This is a genomic window from Curtobacterium citreum (assembly GCF_006715175.1).
Lineage (GTDB): Bacteria > Actinomycetota > Actinomycetes > Actinomycetales > Microbacteriaceae > Curtobacterium > Curtobacterium citreum.
The window spans coordinates 2,656,127-2,674,303 of record NZ_VFMQ01000001.1 but is presented as its reverse complement, the minus strand read 5'-3'; the positions used below and the strand labels follow the sequence as shown (position 1 = coordinate 2,674,303).

The window sequence follows — 18,177 nt, the reverse complement described above, 5'->3', positions numbered from 1 at the left end:
GGGTGGCGCGGTCGGTCAGCGTGCTCGTCGGGCGCTGATCGGTCAGCGTGCTCGGGCGGCGCGGACGGTCAGCGTGCGAGGAGTCCGATCGTCTCGACGGCGAGGACCCCGACGACGAGGGCGGCCGCAGCGCCACCCGCGACCGCGACGCCGGCACGACGCTCGTACCAGGCGCGGCTCGACGGCCAGCGGCGGGCGACCTCGCGTGCCGGCAGGACGCGGCCTTCGCGGTCCACCTGGACGTCGAGCACGTCGACCACGCGCTCGAGTGCCGCGTCGCCCCAGACGTCGCCGCGCATGCGGAACAGGTGCTCGTCGTCGGCGTCGAACGCCAGGAGCGTCCGGACCGGGCGGTCGGCCGTCCCGTGCTGCGTCGTCACGAGGACGAGGTGGTGCACCCGGGCCCGCGGGATGCGTCGGTTTGCGGTGACCACGCCGTGCAGCACGACGTCGTCCTCATCGATCCCGAGGAACGCCGAGCCGAGCCGAACGAACAGCACACCGGCCAGGACGGCGAGGAGCACGACGAAGCCGGCCACGAGCGACCACCAGCGCATCGGGAGGGTGACCCAGACCAGCGCGACGACGAGTGGGACGGCGGAGCAGACGACGCTCAGGGCGGTGGAGCGGACCAGTGCGCGACGGGGCCGGAGCACCGTGTCGAACACCGGCGCGCGCAGTCGTCCCGTCGCCGGTACCGTCGCGTCCCCCACGTGGGTCTCCTCGCCCTCGGGTGCGCGGGCAGCGTCGACCGCACGCCCGTCGGGCGACGCCCCTGCCGCCCGGTTGCACCGTGTCCGACCCGTCCCGGGGTCGTCCGTGAGTACAGACTAGGGCCTCGGCGGGGCCGGAGGACAGTGCGTTCCACTGCGCAGCGGCGTGTTCCGGCCACCTCGTTGCGGACGGGGGGCACAGCCGTCGGCCTGACGGGGGACACGGGCGTCGACGGGCGCCACCGGAACGACGAAGGGCACCCGCTAGGCGGGTGCCCTTCGTCGTTCTTGACCGGTACGTTCCTGGCCGGACCGCTCCTGGTGGGAGTTGCTGGCGGAGAATGGGGGATTCGAACCCCCGAGGGCTTGCACCCAACACGCTTTCCAAGCGTGCGCCATAGGCCACTAGGCGAATTCTCCAGGCGACATCTCGCGATGACGAAAACCAATGGTACAGGTTCCCGAGGGTGTGGATGACCACGAGCCTCCACAGCCCCGCCGGCTCCCAGAGGGCCCGTCGAGCGCGCGACTACCCTGGAGGTGTGTCGACCCGCATCTACATCACGTCAGCAGAGGGGCACACCGGCAAGAGCACCGTGGCCCTCGGTGTCCTCGAGACCCTCGCCCGATCCGTCGGTCGCGTCGGCGTGTTCCGACCCGTCGCCCGGTCGGTCGCCGAGCCCGACTACGTGCTCGAGCTGCTCCTGCAGCACACCGCCGTCGGGCTCTCGTACGACGAGGCCGTCGGCGTCACCTACGACGACGTCCACGCGGACCCCGACGCCGCGCTCGGCACGATCCTGTCCCGATTCGCGCAGGTCGAGCGGCAGTGCGACGCGGTCGTGGTCCTCGGGTCCGACTACACCGACGTGGGCAGCCCGACGGAGCTGTCCTTCAACGCGAAGGTCGCGGCGAACCTCGGGGCGCCCGTGCTGCTCGTGCTCGGCGGCCGCGACTCCGCCGAGCGGGGGGCGCGCACGGCCGAGGCGATGGCGCAGGTCGCCGACGTCACGACGAGCGAGCTCCGGGCGGCGCACGCCCAGCTCCTCGGCGTGGTGGTGAACCGTGCCGACCCGGACGCGCTCGCGGCGATCGTCGCGAGCGTCGAGCACGCGGTGCGCGACGTCCACCCCGACACGCCCGTCTGGGCCATCCCCGAGGACCGCGTGCTCGTCGCACCGACCGTCCGTGCCCTGCTGCAGGCGACCGGCGCGACGCTCGTCCGTGGGGACGAGGCCCTGCTCGACCGCGAGGCCCTGGGCACCGTCGTCGCCGGCATGAGCATGGAGAACGTGCTGCCCCGGCTCATCGAGGGCGGGATCGTGGTCGTGCCGGGGGACCGCAGCGACGTGCTGCTCGCCACGGTGCTCGCGAACCAGTCCGAGACCTTCCCGAGCCTGGCCGGTGTCATCCTGAACGGCGGGTTCGAGACCTCGCCGCAGATCACCCGCCTGCTCGAGGGCCTGTCGAGCTCGCTGCCGATCGCCCGGAACGACCTCGGCACGTACGACACCGCGCTCCGGATCACCCACACCCGCGGGCGGCTCGCGGCGGACTCCCCGCGGAAGGCCGACCTCGCGCTCGCGCTCTTCGAGCAGCACGTCGACGCCGACGCCCTGCGCGACCGGCTGCAGCTCACGCCGTCCGGCGTCGTGACGCCGCTCATGTTCGAGCACGGCCTGCTCGACCGGGCCCGCGGCTACGGCAAGCGGATCGTCCTGCCCGAGGGCGACGACGACCGCATCCTGCACGCCGCGTCCACGCTGCTGCAGCGTCAGGTCTGCGCGCTGACGATCCTCGGCGAACCCGCCGCGATCCGTGCCCGCGCGACCGAGCTCGGGCTCGACCTCGAGGGTGCGCAGCTCGTCAGCCCGTTCGACCCCGAGCTCCGCGAGCGCTTCGCCGAGGAGTACACCCGGCTGCGGGCGCACAAGGGCATGTCGATCGAGCTCGCCCGCGACACCGTCACGGACGTCTCGTACTTCGGCACGCTCATGGTGCAGCTCGGGTTGGCCGACGGCATGGTGTCCGGCGCGAAGCACACCACGGCGCACACGATCCGGCCGTCCTTCGAGATCATCAAGACCCGGCCGGACACGTCGATCGTGTCGAGCGTCTTCCTCATGGCGCTGGCCGACCGCGTGCTCGTTTACGGCGACTGCGCGGTGATCCCGGACCCGACGAGCGAGCAGCTCGCCGACATCGCGATCTCGTCGGCCGAGACCGCGGCGCAGTTCGGCATCGATCCGCGGGTGGCGATGCTCAGCTACTCGACCGGGGACAGCGGCACCGGGGCGGACGTCGACAAGGTCCGCGCGGGCACCGCCTTCGTGCGGGAGCGTCGCCCGGACCTGCTCGTCGAGGGCCCCATCCAGTACGACGCCGCCGCCGACCCGACCGTCGCGAGCACGAAGATGCCGGGCTCGCCGGTCGCCGGCAGGGCGACGGTGTTCGTCTTCCCGGACCTGAACACCGGCAACAACACCTACAAGGCCGTGCAGCGGTCGGCGGGTGCCGTGGCCATCGGTCCGGTGCTCCAGGGCCTGCGCAAGCCGATCAACGACCTCTCGCGGGGCGCCCTCGTCGGCGACATCGTGAACACCGTCGCGATCACCGCGATCCAGGCCGGCACCGCGACCGACGCGGCCTGACCGACCGACCCGCACCGCGCCTCCAGTCCGTCCCGAGAAAGGCACCACCCCAGTGACCGCAGCCCTCGTCGTGAACTCCGGTTCGAGTTCGTTCAAGTACCAGCTCATCGAGCTCGAGGGCGAGCGCACGCTCGCCTCCGGGCTGGTGGAGCGCATCGGCGAGTCCGCCGGCGCGTGGAAGCACACGAACGCGGTGACGGGGGAGTCGTCCTCGAACGACTCAGCCGACGTCCCGGACCACGCGGCGGGCTTCCAAGCCATGCTCGACGCCTTCGCGAAGGTCGGCCCGTCGTTCGACGAGCACCCCCCGGCGGTCGTCGGCCACCGCGTGGTGCACGGCGGGACCACGTTCGACCGGGCGACGGTCGTGACGGACGAGGTCGAGGAGCAGATCGAGGCGCTGAACAGCCTCGCGCCGCTGCACAACCCGGCGAACCTCGAGGGGATCCGGGCCGCGAAGCAGGTCTTCGCCGACGTCCCGCACGTCGCCGTGTTCGACACCGCGTTCCACCAGACGATGCCGCCGCACGCGTACACGTACGCGATCCCGGCCGACCTCGCCGAGAAGCACCAGATCCGGCGCTACGGCATGCACGGCACGAGCCACAAGTACGTCTCCGAGCAGGCCGCCGCGTTCCTCGACCGCCCGCTGTCCGAGCTGAAGACCATCGTGCTGCACCTCGGCAACGGGGCTTCGGCCGCGGCGATCGACGGCGGCCGCTCGATCGAGACCTCGATGGGCCTGACCCCGCTCGAGGGCCTGGTGATGGGGACCCGCTCCGGCGACCTCGACCCCGCCGTCCTGCTGCACCTGCACCGCGAGGCCGGACTCGACTTCGACGAGCTCGACACCATGCTCAACAAGCAGTCGGGCCTGCTCGGGCTCACCGGCAACGGGGACATGAGGGACGTGCAGGACGCTGCGTCGCGCGGTGACGAGACCGCCGAGGCGGCGCTCGCCGTGTACCGGCACCGGATCCGCCGGTACGTGGGGGCGTACACGGCGCAGCTCGGTGGGCTGGACGCCGTGGTCTTCACCGCGGGCGTCGGGGAGAACAACGCGCTGCTGCGCCGGCGCGTGCTCGCGGGGCTCGAGCACCTGGGCATCGAGGTCGACGCGGACCGGAACGAGTTGGCCTCACGGGAGGCACGGCGCATCTCCACGGACGCGTCGCGTGTCGCGGTGCTCGTCATCCCGACGAACGAGGAGCTCGAGATCGCCCGGCAGTCGGCTGCGGTCGCGCTGTAGCTCGCGGCGGTCGCGCGCGAGACGCCCCCGAGTGCGCGAGACGCCCCCGGATCCGGGGGCGTCTCGACGGTTGGGGGGCGTCTCGGCAGCGCGGGGGGCGTCTCGTTCGTGCGGATCGGGTCAGCCGAGGGCGTGCAGGGCGGCGGGGATCGGTGTGTTGCCGCTCGTCACCTCGAACTGCACGCCGACCGCGGAGTCGTCGAGGAGCGCGTGCAGCACGACCGCGGCGACGTCCGCACGGGGGATCGACCCGCGCGGCACCGTGCGCCCGACGGCGACCGTGCCCTGCGGCGGTGTGTCGAGGAGCGCACCCGGACGGACGATCGTCCAGCGCAGGTTCCGCGCGCGGATGTCCGCGTCCGCCTCGGACTTCGCGCGCAGGTACACCTGGAAGACGTCGTCCTCGGAGCGGGCGGGCACGACGGCCCGCTCCGGGTCGTACGAGTCGGCCGCCATCGCCGAGATCATCACGTAGCGGTCGATGCCCATCCGCTCGGCGGCGTCGGCGAGGAGCAGTGCGGCGTCCCGGTCGACGGTCTCCTTCCGCTCCGCACCGCTGTTCGGGCCGGCACCGGCCGCGAACACCACCGCGTCGACCCCGCGCAGGCGCAGGGCGAGTTCGTCGTCGTCGACCTGCTCCAGGTCCACGACCAGCGCGGTCGCGCCCTGCTGCTCCACGTCGGCGCGGTGCGCGGGGTTCCTGATGACGGCGACGGCGTCGTGGCCGGCGTCGGTGACGAGGCGGGCGAGGAGCAGGGCGATCTGTCCGTGTCCTCCGGCGATGGCGATCTTCATGTGTCCGATACTGCCCGTCGCGTCCGGTAGACTTCCGGAGGCTCCTCACGTGACGCCATCCAGGCCAACTCCCCCAGGGCGGAAACGCAGCAAGGGTAACCGGGCTCTGGCGGGTGCGTGAGGAGTCTTCTTCGTTCCCGGAAGGGGTGTGACCCGACGCCGTCCACAGGCTCGGTGTGACGGCTGGTGGTGTCGGCCGTCCCGGCTACCCTTGGTCCGTGGTCACCGCCCTGTATCGCCGTTACCGGCCCGAGAACTTCGCCGAGCTGATCGGGCAGTCGCAGGTCACCGACCCGCTGCGGACCGCGCTCCGGACGAACCGTGTCAACCACGCGTACCTGTTCAGCGGGCCGCGCGGCTGCGGCAAGACGACCTCGGCCCGCATCCTCGCACGCTGCCTCAACTGCGCCGAGGGGCCGACGGACACCCCGTGCGGTGTCTGCCCGAGCTGCGTCGAGCTCGCGCGCGGGGGCAGCGGTTCCCTCGACGTGATCGAGATCGACGCGGCGAGCCACAACGGTGTCGACGACGCTCGCGACCTGCGCGACCGCGCCGTGTTCGCCCCGGCACGCGACCGCTTCAAGATCTTCATCCTGGACGAGGCGCACATGGTGACGCCGCAGGGCTTCAACGCGCTGCTCAAGCTGGTCGAGGAGCCCCCTGAGCACGTCAAGTTCATCTTCGCGACGACCGAGCCCGAGAAGGTCATCGGCACCATCCGGTCGCGGACCCACCACTACCCGTTCCGTCTCGTGCCGCCGGCCACGATGCTCGAGTACGTCGAGCAGCTCTGTGCGCAGGAGTCCGTGTCGGTCGCGCCGGGCGTCCTGCCCCTGGTGGTCCGGGCCGGTGGCGGATCGGTGCGGGACACCCTGTCGCTGCTCGACCAGCTCATGGCGGGGAGCGAGGACGGCGCCATCGCGTACGAGCGTGCCGTCGCCCTGCTCGGCTACACCGACGCGGCACTGCTCGACGACGTGGTCGACGCGCTCGCCGTCGCGGACCCGGCATCGGCGTTCGCGGCCATCGACCGCGTCGTGCAGACCGGTCAAGACCCGCGACGCTTCGTCGAGGACCTGCTCGAGCGGCTTCGTGACCTGATCGTCGTCGCCGCCACGAACGAGAGCGCGGCGGCGGTCCTGCGCGGCATCTCGCCCGAGGAACTCGACACCATGACCCGCCAGGCCGGGGTGTTCGGGGCGACGGCGCTGTCCCGGGCGGCGGACATCGCGAACCGCGCCCTGACGGACATGACCGGTGCGACCTCACCGCGGCTGCACCTCGAGCTGATGACGGCACGCATGCTCGTGCCCGAGGCCGACGACACCCAGCGCGGGGCCCTCGCCCGTGTGGAGCGGCTCGAGCGCCGTGTCGGTGTCGGCGACGCGGGCGGACACCAGGGCGGCTCCACGGCGGCCGTGGCTCCTGCCGCTCCGCAGCGCACCGCGGCTCCGGCGCCCGCGTCGACCGCTTCGCCTGAGTCGACCGCTGCGCCCGCGCAGTCGGCGGCTCCTGCAGCGAGCGCACGCTCGACCACCGAGTCGTCGTCCGCCGGCGGGTCGGCCGCCCCCGGAGATGCCGTGCGTGACGCCGCCGCGGCGTGGGGAGCGGTCGCCCCGAGCACCCCGCAGCCCGTGCAGCAGCCGCACGCCGAGCGCCCGTCGACGGATGCCCCGGCCGCCCCGTCCGGCACGGCCAACGCCTCGTCGACCGGGCAGGGCACGGCCGTCGGCGACGAGCCCGTGGTCCGTCCCATCTCGGCCGTGGGCTTCCAGCAGCTCCGCGACGCCTGGCCGCAGGTCGTCGAGCACGTGCAGAAGGCCCGTCGGTCGGCGTGGTCCGTGGTCGTCACGGCGCAGGTCACAGCCCTGCGTGAGGACGTGCTCACCCTGACGTTCCCGAGCCAGCAGGACGTGGCGTCCTTCAAGGAGATGTCCGATCCCGCGACGAGCGTCAGTGAGCTCCTCCGCTCGGCGATCATCGACGTCCTCGGACTCCGGGTGAAGTTCGTCGCCCGCGGGCCCGGGCAGCACCAGCAGCAGCCGCACGGTCAGCAGCGGGCTCCGCAGCAGCAGATCCCGCAGCAGCAGGCACAGCAGGCCCCGCAGCAGGCGCAGCAGGCCCCGCAGCAGGCGCAGCAGGCGGCGGCGCCGGAGCGTCGTGCCCCCGAGCCGAAGCCCGAGCCCGAGGTCGCGGCGCCGCGGGCTCAGGCGCCGCAGGCTCCGGGGCAGCAGCAGGCGCCCCAGGCTCCCGCGGCACCGACTCCCGCACCGCAGCCCGCGGTGACACCGCCACCGGCGCCGGCGTCCAGCAGCCCGGTCACCGACTGGGCCGTCGCCACCATCCCGGCGACGGACCCGACGCCCGCACCCGCCGCCCCGGCCGGACGAGCGGAACCGAGCTGGTCGGCGCCCTTCGGCACGACGGACACCGGCGAGCCCGTCACCCCCGTCCCGGTCGTCGGCGACCCCGCCGCCGACGCAGCGCTCGCCGCACAGCTGCGTCCGGCCTCGGCACTCGGCGGAGGCGCCTCCGCGACGCCGCGCCCGCGTGCCGAGTCCACCTCGGCCGCCGCACCGGCGGCAGCCGAGACGTCGGGGTCCGCACCCGCTGCGCCCGACACCTCGGCGACCCGGTCCGACGTGCCCGTCGACGACCACCCCCTCGACGACGAGCCGTACGACGACGGCGCCCCGTTCCCCGACCCGGGCACCGGAGCGCCGGCCGCGGCGCCGACACCGCCCGCAGCGGCGTCCGGCCTGCAGCAGGGCGCTGCCCGACAGCAGGGCGCCGCCCAGCAGCAGGCCGCACCCCGACAGCAGGCCGCCCGGCCGCAGCCGACCACCGCACCTCCGGCCCGTCGTGCCCCCGTCGCGGGACGCTACGGCGAGGCCGTCGTCCGTGAGATCCTCGGTGCCCAGTTCATCGAGGAGACCGCCCTGCACGAGGAAGGTGCCTGATGTACGACGGCATCGTCCAGGACCTGATCGACGAGTTCGGTCGCCTGCCCGGCATCGGCCCGAAGTCCGCGCAGCGGATCGCGTTCCACATCCTGCAGACCGAGTCGTTCGACCCGAGCCGACTGGCGGAGCTCCTGGCCGACGTCAAGGAGAAGGTCCGCTTCTGCGAGGTCTGCGGCAACGTGACCGAGTCCGAGCGCTGCAGCATCTGCCGCGACCCCCGTCGTTCGCCGACCGTGATCTGCGTGGTGGAAGAGGCGAAGGACGTCGCCGCGATCGAACGGACGCGCGAGTTCCGCGGGCTCTACCACGTGCTCGGCGGTGCGATCAGCCCGATCGACGGTGTCGGTCCGGACGACCTGCGCATCCAGCAGCTCATGACGCGCCTGGCCGACGGCACGGTGGACGAGGTCATCATCGCGACCGACCCGAACCTCGAGGGCGAAGCGACGGCGACGTACCTCAGTCGTCTGCTCGTCCCGATGGGCATCCGGACGACCCGACTCGCGTCCGGTCTGCCCGTGGGCGGCGACCTGGAGTACGCCGACGAGGTCACACTCGGACGGGCCTTCGAGGGTCGTCGCCTGGTCGGCGGCTGAGCACGACGCCACCGGCGGCACGCACCCGCCGCGCGGCTCCTCACGCCCAACAGCACGCAGGATCCTTGCGTCCCACCCCGTTCCGACGCAACATCCGCGGAACACCCTCTACCATTGTCGAACCGCTCCACATCGCGGATCCGTCGTTCCCGGGAGTACCAAGCAGTGGCCTTGATCGTGCAGAAGTTCGGTGGATCGTCCGTCGCGGACGCCGAGAGCATCAAGCGCGTGGCGAAGCGGATCGTCCAGACGAAGAAGGCCGGCAACGACGTCGTCGTCGCGGTCTCGGCGATGGGCGACACCACCGACGAGCTCGTCGACCTCGCGCACTCGGTGACGCCCATCCCGGCTGGTCGTGAGCTCGACATGCTGCTCACGGCGGGGGAGCGCATCTCGATGGCCCTGCTCGCGATGGCGATCAAGAGCCTGGGCGTCGAAGCCTCGTCCTACACCGGCAGCCAGGCGGGCATGCTCACCGACGCCCAGCACGGCAAGGCCCGCATCGTCGACGTCACCCCGAAGCGCGTGCGCGAGGCGCTCGACGCCGGCCACGTCGCGATCGTCGCGGGCTTCCAGGGCTTCAACCGCACGACCGGCGAGATCACCACGCTCGGTCGCGGCGGCTCCGACACCACGGCCGTCGCCCTCGCCGCCGCGCTCGACGCCGACGTCTGCGAGATCTACACCGACGTCGACGGCATCTTCACCGCCGACCCGCGCGTGGTCCCGAAGGCCAAGAAGGTCGACCGGATCACGAGCGAGGAGATGCTCGAGCTCGCGGCCTCCGGCGCCAAGGTCCTGTACATCCGTGCCGTCGAGTACGCCCGTCGGCACGGCGTCACCCTGCACGTCCGCTCCTCCTTCAGCAACGCCGAGGGAACCATCGTCTACAACCCTGCAGAGGGGGAAACCGTGGAAGAACCGATCATCACCGGGATCGCCGGAGACCTCTCCGAGGGCAAGATCACCGTCGTCGGCGTGCCCGACACCCCGGGCAAGGCCGCCGAGATCTTCACGATCGTGGCCCGTGCCGGCGCGAACATCGACATGATCGTGCAGAACGTGTCCGAGGCCGTCACCGGCCGCACGGACATCTCCTTCACGCTGCCGAAGGACCAGGGCCAGGGCGTGCTCACGGCGCTCGAGGTCGCGAAGGCCGACATCGGCTACGAGGGCATCCAGTACGACGACCAGATCGGCAAGCTCGCCCTCGTCGGTGCGGGCATGCGCACGAACGCCGGCGTCTCCGCCGCGCTCTTCCGCGCCCTGCACGAGGCGTCGATCAACATCGAGATGATCTCGACCTCGGAGATCCGCATCTCGGTCGTCACCCGTGCCGACACCCTGAACGAGGCGATGCGCGTCGTGCACGCGGCGTTCGGCCTCGACGCCGACCAGGAAGCCGTCGTCTACGCCGGCACGGGCCGCTGACCGCGGTCCCGCGAACGAGCAGGAGCACCACATGAGCACCACCGTCGCCGTCGTCGGCGCCACCGGTCAGGTCGGCGCCGTGATGCGTCGCCTCCTCGAGGAGCGCGCGTTCCCGGCCGACCGCGTCCGGTTCTTCGCGAGCGCCCGATCCGCCGGCACCACGCTGCCGTTCCGCGGCGAGGAGATCCTCGTCGAGGACTCCGAGACCGCCGACCCGTCCGGCATCGACATCGCGCTGTTCTCGGCGGGTGCCACCGCCTCGCGCGCCCTCGCGCCGAAGTTCGCCGCTGCGGGAGCCGTCGTCGTCGACAACTCCAGCGCCTGGCGGATGGACCCGGAGGTCCCGCTCGTGGTGAGCGAGGTGAACCCGCACGCCATCGACCAGGCGCCGAAGGGCATCATCGCGAACCCGAACTGCACGACGATGGCGATCATGCCCGTGCTCAAGGTCCTGGACACCGAGTCCGGTCTCCGCCGACTCGTGGCCACGACGTACCAGGCCGTGTCCGGGTCCGGGCTCGCCGGGGTCGAGGAACTGCTCGGCCAGGCCGAGGCCGCCCTCGAGCAGGACGCCGCGGCGCTGACCCACGACGGCTCGGCCGTGACCTTCCCGGAGCCGGTCAAGTACGTGCGTCCCATCGCGTTCGACGTCGTGCCGCTCGCCGGATCGATCGTCGAGGACGGCGAGGGCGAGACCGACGAGGAGAAGAAGCTCCGCAACGAGAGCCGGAAGATCCTCGAGCTGCCCGACCTGCTCGTCGCCGGCACCTGCGTGCGCGTCCCGGTCTTCACCGGGCACTCGATCTCGGTGCACGCCGAGTTCGACCGTCCGCTCTCGCCCGAGCGCGCGACGGCGATCCTCGCCGAGGCGCCCGGCGTCGAGCTCGCCGACGTGCCGACGCCGCTGCAGGCCGCCGGGCAGGACCCGTCGTTCGTCGGCCGGATCCGGGCCGACCAGTCCGCGCCCGCCGGTCACGGCCTCGCGCTCTTCGTGAGCAGCGACAACCTGCGGAAGGGCGCCGCGCTCAACGCGGTACAGATCGCCGAGACGATCGTCGCCAGCCGCACCGTCGCCGCGTAGCGGCCGGGGTAGGGACCAGAAGACGGACGGGAGGCACGTGGCGGGTCCGCCACGTGCCTCCCGTCCGTCTGTCGGTCGGCTCGCACCCGGCCGCACGCCGGTAGGATCGACGGGTGGCAGTGAAGCAGGTGGACCCCATCGACGTCGTCCTGGTCGGGGGAGGGATCATGAGCGCCACGCTCGGCGCGATCATCCACCGGCTCGAGCCCACGTGGCGCATCCGCGTGTACGAGCGGCTCGGATCGGTCGCGCAGGAGTCCTCGAACCCGTGGAACAACGCGGGCACCGGGCACTCGGCGCTCTGCGAGCTGAACTACACGCCCGAGCTGCCCGACGGACGGGTCGAGATCGCGAAGGCCGTCACGGTCAACGAGCAGTTCCAGGTGTCGCGGCAGTTCTGGGCCCACCTCGTCGAGACCGGTGCGCTGCCGGAACCTTCGAACTTCATCAACCCGACGCCGCACATCTCGTTCGTCTGGGGTGCTGACAACGTCGAGTACATGCGGAAGCGCTGGGAGGCGCTCAAGGACCACCCGCTGTTCGCGGGCATCGAGTTCTCGGACGACCCCGCGCAGATCCGGCAGTGGGCACCCGCGCTCATCCCGGGGCGCAAGAAGGACCAGCCGATCGCGGCGACGTACTCCGCCGCCGGCTCCGACGTCGACTTCGGGTCGCTGACCCGCCAGCTCTTCGACGAGCTCGAGATCGCCGGCGTCGAGTTCGAGCCGTCACACCAGGTCCGGAAGATCACCCGCTCGACGGTGTCCGAGGGCTGGGTCCTCGACGTCCGCAACGAGATCGGTCGCTCCACGCAGCGCATCGCGGCGAAGTTCGTCTTCGTCGGCGCGGGCGGCGGAGCACTCCACCTGCTGCAGAAGTCCGGCATCCCGGAGATCCGCGGGTACGGCGGGTTCCCGGTGTCCGGCGAGTTCCTCCGGACCGACGAGCCCGAGGTCGTGCAGAAGCACGCGGCGAAGGTGTACGGCAAGGCGAGCGTCGGCGCTCCGCCGATGTCCGTCCCGCACCTCGACACCCGCATCGTCGACGGCAAGGCGTCGCTCATGTTCGGCCCGTACGCCGGGTTCAGCCCGAAGTTCCTCAAGCAGGGCTCCGTGCTCGACCTGTTCCGCTCGATCCGACCACACAACCTGCGCCCGATGCTCAGCGTCGCGTTCTCGAACTTCGACCTCGTCCGCTACCTCGTCGGACAGCTGCTCGCGTCGAAGCAGACGAAGTTCGACGCCCTCCGCGAGTTCATGCCGACGGCCGAGCCGGACAACTGGCACCGGATCACCGCCGGGCAGCGTGTCCAGGTGATCAAGCCCGACCGCGAGAAGGGTGGGGTGCTGCAGTTCGGGACCGAGGTCATCACGTCGGCCGACGGGTCGATCGCGGGTCTGCTCGGTGCGAGCCCCGGGGCGTCCACCGCGGTGCCGATCATGCTGTCCATGCTGCAGCGGTGCTTCCCGGACCGCTGGGCAGGCTGGGAGCCGACGGTGCGCGAGATGGTGCCGACGTACGGCACGGACCTCGGCTCCGACCCGGCGCTCGCGGACGAGACCCTCGCGCGGACCGCGAAGGTGCTCGGGCTGCACCACTGAACCGGGCTCGCCCGGCTTGACCACTGTTCGAACGTGTGTTCGAATGGCGGCATGCGGTGGAGTGGGCAGGCGATCGACGCGGAGCGGACCGACGCGCTCCCGGGACTCGCGTCGAACAGCGGACTCGTGCGGAGCGTCACGACGCCGGAGTTCGCGGGCGTCACCTTCCACGAGGTCCTGGCGAAGAGTGCCCTGAACCGTGTGCCCAGTGCCGACGGTGCCGGTACCTACGGCTGGACGATCAACCCGTACCGCGGGTGCAGCCACGCGTGCGTGTACTGCTTCGCCCGGCCGACGCACACCTACCTGGAGTTCGACGGCGGCGCGGACTTCGACCAGCAGATCGTCGTGAAGACCAACGTCGCCGACGTGCTCCGCCGCGAACTCCGCCGACCGAGCTGGCAGGGGCACCCGGTCGCCCTCGGCACGAACACCGACCCGTACCAGCGCGCCGAGGGCAAGTACCGGCTGATGCCGGGCGTGATCCGTGCCCTCGCCGAGTCCGGGACGCCGTTCAGCATCCTGACGAAGGGCACGCTGCTCCGACGCGACCTGCCCCTGCTGGCCGAGGCGGCACGGCAGGTACCGATCGACCTGGCGATGTCGATCGCGGTGTACGACGACGCGCTGCAGCAGCAGGTCGAGCCGGGCACCCCGACGACGGCGGCACGGTTGGCGACCGTCCGGGCGATCCGGGACGCGGGCCTCGACTGCTCGGTGTTCCTGATGCCCGTGCTGCCGTTCATCACCGACACCCGGGCACACCTCGACGACGCGATCGGGCGGGCGGCCGCGGCCGGTGCGACGAGCGTCATGTACTCGGCGTTGCACCTGCGGCCCGGGGTCAAGCCGTGGTGGTTCGCGTGGCTGCAGCAGACCCGGCCGGACCTGGTCGCGCGGTACCGGTCGATGTACCTCGACAACACGTACGCCCCGAAGGACTACCGCCGGTGGCTCGCGGAGCGGGTCCGTCCCATCCTGCGCGCCCACGGGGTCGCGGTCGGTCGGGTCGACCCGGCGACCGGCTCGATGGGGTTCCGCGACCGCGAGGAACGGCTGCGCACGATCCCGACGGGACCCACGGCCTCGCCGCTCGACGAGCAGTCGCGTCCGTCGGTGTCGCCGCTGCAGCGCGCGGACCCCGGCTGGGGGCATCGGACGGCCAGCGTCGGTGCGGCGTCCGGGCCGACCCTGTTCTGACGCGAGTGCGCTTCCGCGTTCGGGGGACACCGAGTGTCGGTGATCGGCGGTAACATCGGGCGGGTCGCCGAACGGTGCTCGTTTCGGGGTACACGACAGCCTCCCGATGGCCGTCGTCGGCGACACGACGACCCTCCGGAAGGACCCTCGACCCGTGCTCGGCATCCCCACGCACCTCGCGCCCCGCGTGAATGCCTGGTCGACCGTGCGCGCCTTCCATGCCGCCGCCGTCGGGTCCGTGGTGGCCGCGGCGGTCGTGCTGCTGCTCTACCGGCTGGCCGACCCGGACGTCCGGATCGTCGGCGCCGTGCTCGCCCTCGTGCCGATGGCCCTGATGATCGGCGTGCACGTGCAGTTCGGCACGTGGCGGTCGGCCGTGGCCTTCCTGCTCGTCGGCGGGGTGTCCGCGTGGTGGTTCGCGCTCGTCGTGCAGCGCGAGGTCCCGGCGGGCTGGGTGACGAGCTACCTGCTGTCGCTCGTGATCATCCCGCTCGTCCTCGTCGGTGGTGCCGGCGCGGTGGCCGGACGCGTCGTGCTCTGGTCGGTCGGCGGGTTCCTGGTCGGACGCCTCGCGACCTCGATCGCCGTCGCGCAGGTGGACGGGCCGCCACGGCCGCTCCTGCTCGCCTGGGTGACCCTCGGCTTCGTCGTCGCGCTCGTGCTCTTCACCAGCCGGAACACCGCACGGTCCGAGCGGGTCCAGCCCGAGCTGCTCCGCTCCGCGCGCGAGGAGCACGTCTCGGCGTACCGCGCCGGGGTCGAGGCCGAGGCCGCGGCGATCCTCCACGACACCGTGCTCAACCACCTCGGCGCCATCGCCCTGGCACCGGACGGCCCGATGGACCCGCAACTCGCACGCACGGTGGAGTCCGACGTCGCGATGCTGACCGGCAAGGAGTGGCTCGCGCCGTCCGGGTCCACCGTGGACCGGCCGTCCGCCGTCGCCGTCGACGCGTTCGAGGCGATGGTCGACGAGCACCGCGCCGAGGGCCTGCAGGTCGACGTGACGGGTGACACCGCCGTGCTCGGCGCCCTCGACCACACCGCCTCGACCGCGCTGTTCCGCGCGGTCGGCCAGTGCCTCGCCAACGTCCGGAAGCACGCCGGCACCGACCGAGCCGAGGTCAGCGTCTTCGACGACGGTGCATCGTGCACGGTCATGGTCGTCGACGACGGCCGTGGCTTCGACGAGCAGGAGACCAGCCCGGACCGGATGGGCCTGCGCGGCTCCGTCCGCGAGCGCATCGCGCGCGTCGGTGGCGACGTGCAGGTCTGGTCGTCGCCCGGGTCCGGCACCAGCGTGATGATGACGGTGCCGCACGCCGCCGTCGCGGTCCCGGTCGCTGCCACGCTCGACGACGAGTGGGGGACCGGCCGGTGAGCCGCGTCGACGACGTCCGGGCCCGCACCCGTGGCAGCCGCACGGCGCAGCAGTACGACCCGCTCGGCGCGATGGGGTCCCGTCCGCTCGCGATCGTCCTCGGCGCCGGTGGGGTCGCCTGGGCGCTCCTCGTGTCCGTGTTCGACCGGGACGTGCCCGGGAGCCCGACGCTCAGCGCGTTGACCGTCCTGCTCCTCGCTGCGTCCGGCGCGGTCGTGTTCGTCGCCTCGTCGCCGTTCCGCGCCCCGTTCCCGCGGTGGGCGTTCGTGCTCCACGTCGTCCTGCTCGCCGCAGCGACCGTCGCGAGCGTCGCGGCGCAGTGGGGCCCTGACCGCAGCGCCCTGAACGACTTCATGAGCCTGCTCACCGCGACCGGCATCGTGATGGCAGCGCCGTACCGACCGTGGCGGGACCTCGCCGTGGGCGGGGTGGTGCTGGCCGTCGTCGACGCCGGAGCGTGGGGCGCTGCCGCGACCGTGTTCCCGTACGGCGTCCCGGCGTCGGTCGCGGCGTTCCTCGCCGCCGCCCCGACGCTCGTGCTCACCACGGCGGCCGTGGTGTTCGCCGCGACCTTCGCCGGGCTCGCCGAGCGCGTCCAGATCCGGGCCGGGTCCTACTCCGTCGCCCGCGCGGAGCGGGACGGCATCGCCGCGAGCGTGCAGCACGACCGCTCGGTGGTCCTCGCCCGCGACGTCGCACCGTTCTTCGCCGAGCTCCGCACGAGGGAGGTCATCACGGACGCCGACCGTGCGCGGGCCCGTGCGATCGCCGACGGCATCCGGCGGGCCATGGTCGCCGACGCCGACCGGACGTGGTTCGAGCACGCCGTGGTCGTGGACGGCGGGACGGCCAGCGCGATCGACGACCCGGACGGGCTGATCGCGACGCTCGACGCCGACCAGCGCACCGTCGTCCGGACGTTCCTGCGCGCGGCCCTCCGCGCGGCGACGGTCGACCCGGCCGGGTTCCGCGCCCGGGTCCGGCGGGCGGTGGACGACGATCCGCCGACGACCCCGAGCGCCACCGGGGCCGGAGCGGTCTCCGTCGCGCTCGACCTGGCCGTGGATGACTCCGACGTGGGCATCCACCGCACCTTCGACCCCTACCTCGCGGTCCTCCGCGTGACCTTCCCCGACCTCGACGTCGCCGTCCGGCCGTCGTCCCTCGCACTAAGGTTCTCCTATGACCAGCACTGACCCGAACCGGACCACGGAGGGCGTGCCCCCGCTCCCGCAGCCCGGCACCCGACGCGTGCGGCTGGCGATCCTCGACGACCACGAGGTGCTGCTCGACAGCCTCTCGAGCTGGATCGCCGTGAACGCCTTCGACTTCGACCTCGCGCTGACGGCCCACACCTGGCTCGAGATGGTGCACAGCGAGAACTTCCCGACCGACCTGGTCTTCCTCGACTTCCAGCTCAAGGAGCCGGTGTCGATCGAGGCTCGGGTCCGCACCTGCCGCGCGGCCGGGGCGAAGGTCATCGTGCTGTCCAGCGTCGACAGCCGCGAGTCGCGCGACCGCGCCCTCGCCGCCGGTGCCGCGGCGTTCCTGTCGAAGTCGCTGCCGATGCGCGAGGTCATGGACGTGGCGCGCGAGGTCATGGGCGTCTCGCGAGAGACCCCGCCGCAGCGCGACTGGCGTCCGCTGCCCACCGGCGCGAACGCGCACCAGCGGCCGAAGCTCAGCCACGGCGAGGAAGAGGCGCTGCGCCTGTACGTGTCGGGCTACTCGACGAACGAGGTCGCCGCGCAGATGAACGTGCAGTACGAGACGGCCAAGACCTACCTGCGCCGCGTGCGCGAGAAGTACAGCAAGGTCGGTCGTCCGGCGTCGAAGAAGTCCGACCTGATCCGTCGTGCGGCAGAGGACGGGTTCCTCGCGTAGTGGCGAAGCTCTACTTCCGCTACGGCGCGATGAACAGCGGCAAGAGCACCGGACTCCTGCAGGCCGCCTACAACTACGAGGAGCGCGGGCAGCGCGTGCTGCTCGCGAAGCCGTCGGTCGACACCAAGGGTGACCGCGAGATCGTGTCGCGCCTCGGCGTCACCCGGTCCGTCGACGTCGTCTTCGCGCCGGACGACGACGTCCGCGCGTCCGTCGCAGCTGCCGGTGCGGTAGACCCGGAGTCCGACCGGCTCGACGGCATGGTCCGGCCGCTCAGCTGCGTCCTCGTCGACGAGGCGCAGTTCCTGACGCCCCGCCAGGTCGACGACCTGCTCCGCATCGCCGTCCTCGACGACGTCCCGGTGCTCGCCTACGGCATCCGCACCGACTTCCGCACCGAGGCGTTCCCCGGCAGCGCGCGGCTGCTCGAGATCGCGCACTCCCTCGAGGAGCTCAAGACCATCTGCCGCTGCGGTCGCAAGGCGGTGTTCAATCCCCGCAAGGTCGACGGACGCTTCGTCTTCGACGGCTCGCAGGTCGCCATCGACGGCGCCGGCGTCACCTACGAGGCGCTGTGCGCCAACTGCTACCTCACCGAGTCGGGCGGTCGCCTGGACGGCGACTGACGGACT

At 72.2% G+C, this 18,177-nt stretch carries 14 protein-coding genes, 1 tRNA gene and 1 other RNA gene; 13 read left to right on the top strand and 3 right to left on the bottom strand.

Translation table 11 applies throughout. The annotated features are described in order from the left end of the window. Positions 1-68 precede the first annotated feature (68 nt). Together FB462_RS12585 and FB462_RS12580 are read right to left on the bottom strand one after the other, a co-directional pair. Positions 69-713 carry a hypothetical protein gene (locus FB462_RS12585; protein ID WP_141862232.1) on the bottom strand — a complete coding sequence of 215 codons (645 nt, stop codon included), beginning with the start codon at positions 711-713 and terminating at the stop codon, positions 69-71. 332 nt (positions 714-1,045) lie between these two features. Beyond that, positions 1,046-1,133, bottom strand: a tRNA-Ser gene (locus tag FB462_RS12580). Positions 1,134-1,255: 122 nt separating this feature from the next. Here FB462_RS12580 and pta point away from each other — a divergent pair. Both pta and FB462_RS12570 read left to right on the top strand, forming a co-directional pair. Continuing rightward, complete coding sequence (pta, locus tag FB462_RS12575) at positions 1,256-3,364, top strand: phosphate acetyltransferase (protein ID WP_141862230.1); 2,109 nt, start codon at positions 1,256-1,258, stop codon at positions 3,362-3,364. Between the two features lie 52 nt (positions 3,365-3,416). Then, the gene (locus FB462_RS12570; RefSeq protein ID WP_141862228.1) at positions 3,417-4,613 is read left to right on the top strand and encodes an acetate/propionate family kinase; all 1,197 of its coding nucleotides are present in this window, start codon (positions 3,417-3,419) and stop codon (positions 4,611-4,613) included. Between the two features lie 120 nt (positions 4,614-4,733). On the opposite strand, the gene FB462_RS12565 is transcribed toward FB462_RS12570, so the two are convergent. Continuing rightward, entirely contained in the window at positions 4,734-5,408 is a 675-nt protein-coding gene (locus tag FB462_RS12565) for an NAD(P)H-binding protein (RefSeq protein WP_141862226.1), read from the bottom strand. 36 nt (positions 5,409-5,444) lie between these two features. Here FB462_RS12565 and ffs point away from each other — a divergent pair. The 11 genes from ffs to FB462_RS12510 all read left to right on the top strand — a co-directional run bounded on the left by ffs (position 5,445) and on the right by FB462_RS12510 (position 18,171). Beyond that, positions 5,445-5,541, top strand: an RNA gene (ffs, locus tag FB462_RS12560) — signal recognition particle sRNA small type. Between the two features lie 85 nt (positions 5,542-5,626). Then, on the top strand, positions 5,627-8,368 hold the full coding sequence (locus FB462_RS12555) for a DNA polymerase III subunit gamma and tau (protein ID WP_141862224.1): 2,742 nt from the start codon (positions 5,627-5,629) through the stop codon (positions 8,366-8,368). Beyond that, the gene (gene recR, locus FB462_RS12550; protein WP_058743291.1) at positions 8,368-8,967 is read left to right on the top strand and encodes a recombination mediator RecR; all 600 of its coding nucleotides are present in this window, start codon (positions 8,368-8,370) and stop codon (positions 8,965-8,967) included. Before FB462_RS12555 ends, recR begins: the two co-directional genes overlap by 1 nt. 165 nt (positions 8,968-9,132) lie before the next feature. Continuing rightward, a complete protein-coding gene (locus FB462_RS12545) occupies positions 9,133-10,398 on the top strand; it encodes an aspartate kinase (protein WP_058743290.1) in 1,266 nt (421 codons plus the stop codon). 31 nt (positions 10,399-10,429) lie between these two features. Then, a complete protein-coding gene (locus FB462_RS12540; RefSeq protein ID WP_141862222.1) occupies positions 10,430-11,479 on the top strand; it encodes an aspartate-semialdehyde dehydrogenase in 1,050 nt (349 codons plus the stop codon). 113 nt (positions 11,480-11,592) lie between these two features. Further along, positions 11,593-13,080, top strand: a complete 1,488-nt coding sequence (locus FB462_RS12535) for a malate:quinone oxidoreductase (protein WP_083520149.1) — start codon at positions 11,593-11,595, stop codon at positions 13,078-13,080. Positions 13,081-13,131: 51 nt separating this feature from the next. Continuing rightward, positions 13,132-14,280 carry an Rv2578c family radical SAM protein gene (locus FB462_RS12530; protein WP_058743294.1) on the top strand — a complete coding sequence of 383 codons (1,149 nt, stop codon included), beginning with the start codon at positions 13,132-13,134 and terminating at the stop codon, positions 14,278-14,280. A 106-nt stretch (positions 14,281-14,386) separates the two neighbouring features. Beyond that, positions 14,387-15,661 (top strand): sensor histidine kinase, encoded by a 1,275-nt coding sequence (locus FB462_RS12525; protein WP_141862220.1) that lies wholly within the window; start codon positions 14,387-14,389, stop codon positions 15,659-15,661. Continuing rightward, a complete protein-coding gene (locus FB462_RS12520; RefSeq protein ID WP_141862218.1) occupies positions 15,658-16,857 on the top strand; it encodes a hypothetical protein in 1,200 nt (399 codons plus the stop codon). Before FB462_RS12525 ends, FB462_RS12520 begins: the two co-directional genes overlap by 4 nt. Continuing rightward, positions 16,844-17,545, top strand: a complete 702-nt coding sequence (locus tag FB462_RS12515; protein WP_229666641.1) for a response regulator transcription factor — start codon at positions 16,844-16,846, stop codon at positions 17,543-17,545. The genes FB462_RS12520 and FB462_RS12515 overlap by 14 nt, the downstream gene beginning before the upstream one ends. Continuing rightward, positions 17,545-18,171 (top strand): thymidine kinase, encoded by a 627-nt coding sequence (locus tag FB462_RS12510; RefSeq protein ID WP_141862217.1) that lies wholly within the window; start codon positions 17,545-17,547, stop codon positions 18,169-18,171. Before FB462_RS12515 ends, FB462_RS12510 begins: the two co-directional genes overlap by 1 nt. The last annotated feature ends 6 nt before the right edge of the window (positions 18,172-18,177 follow it).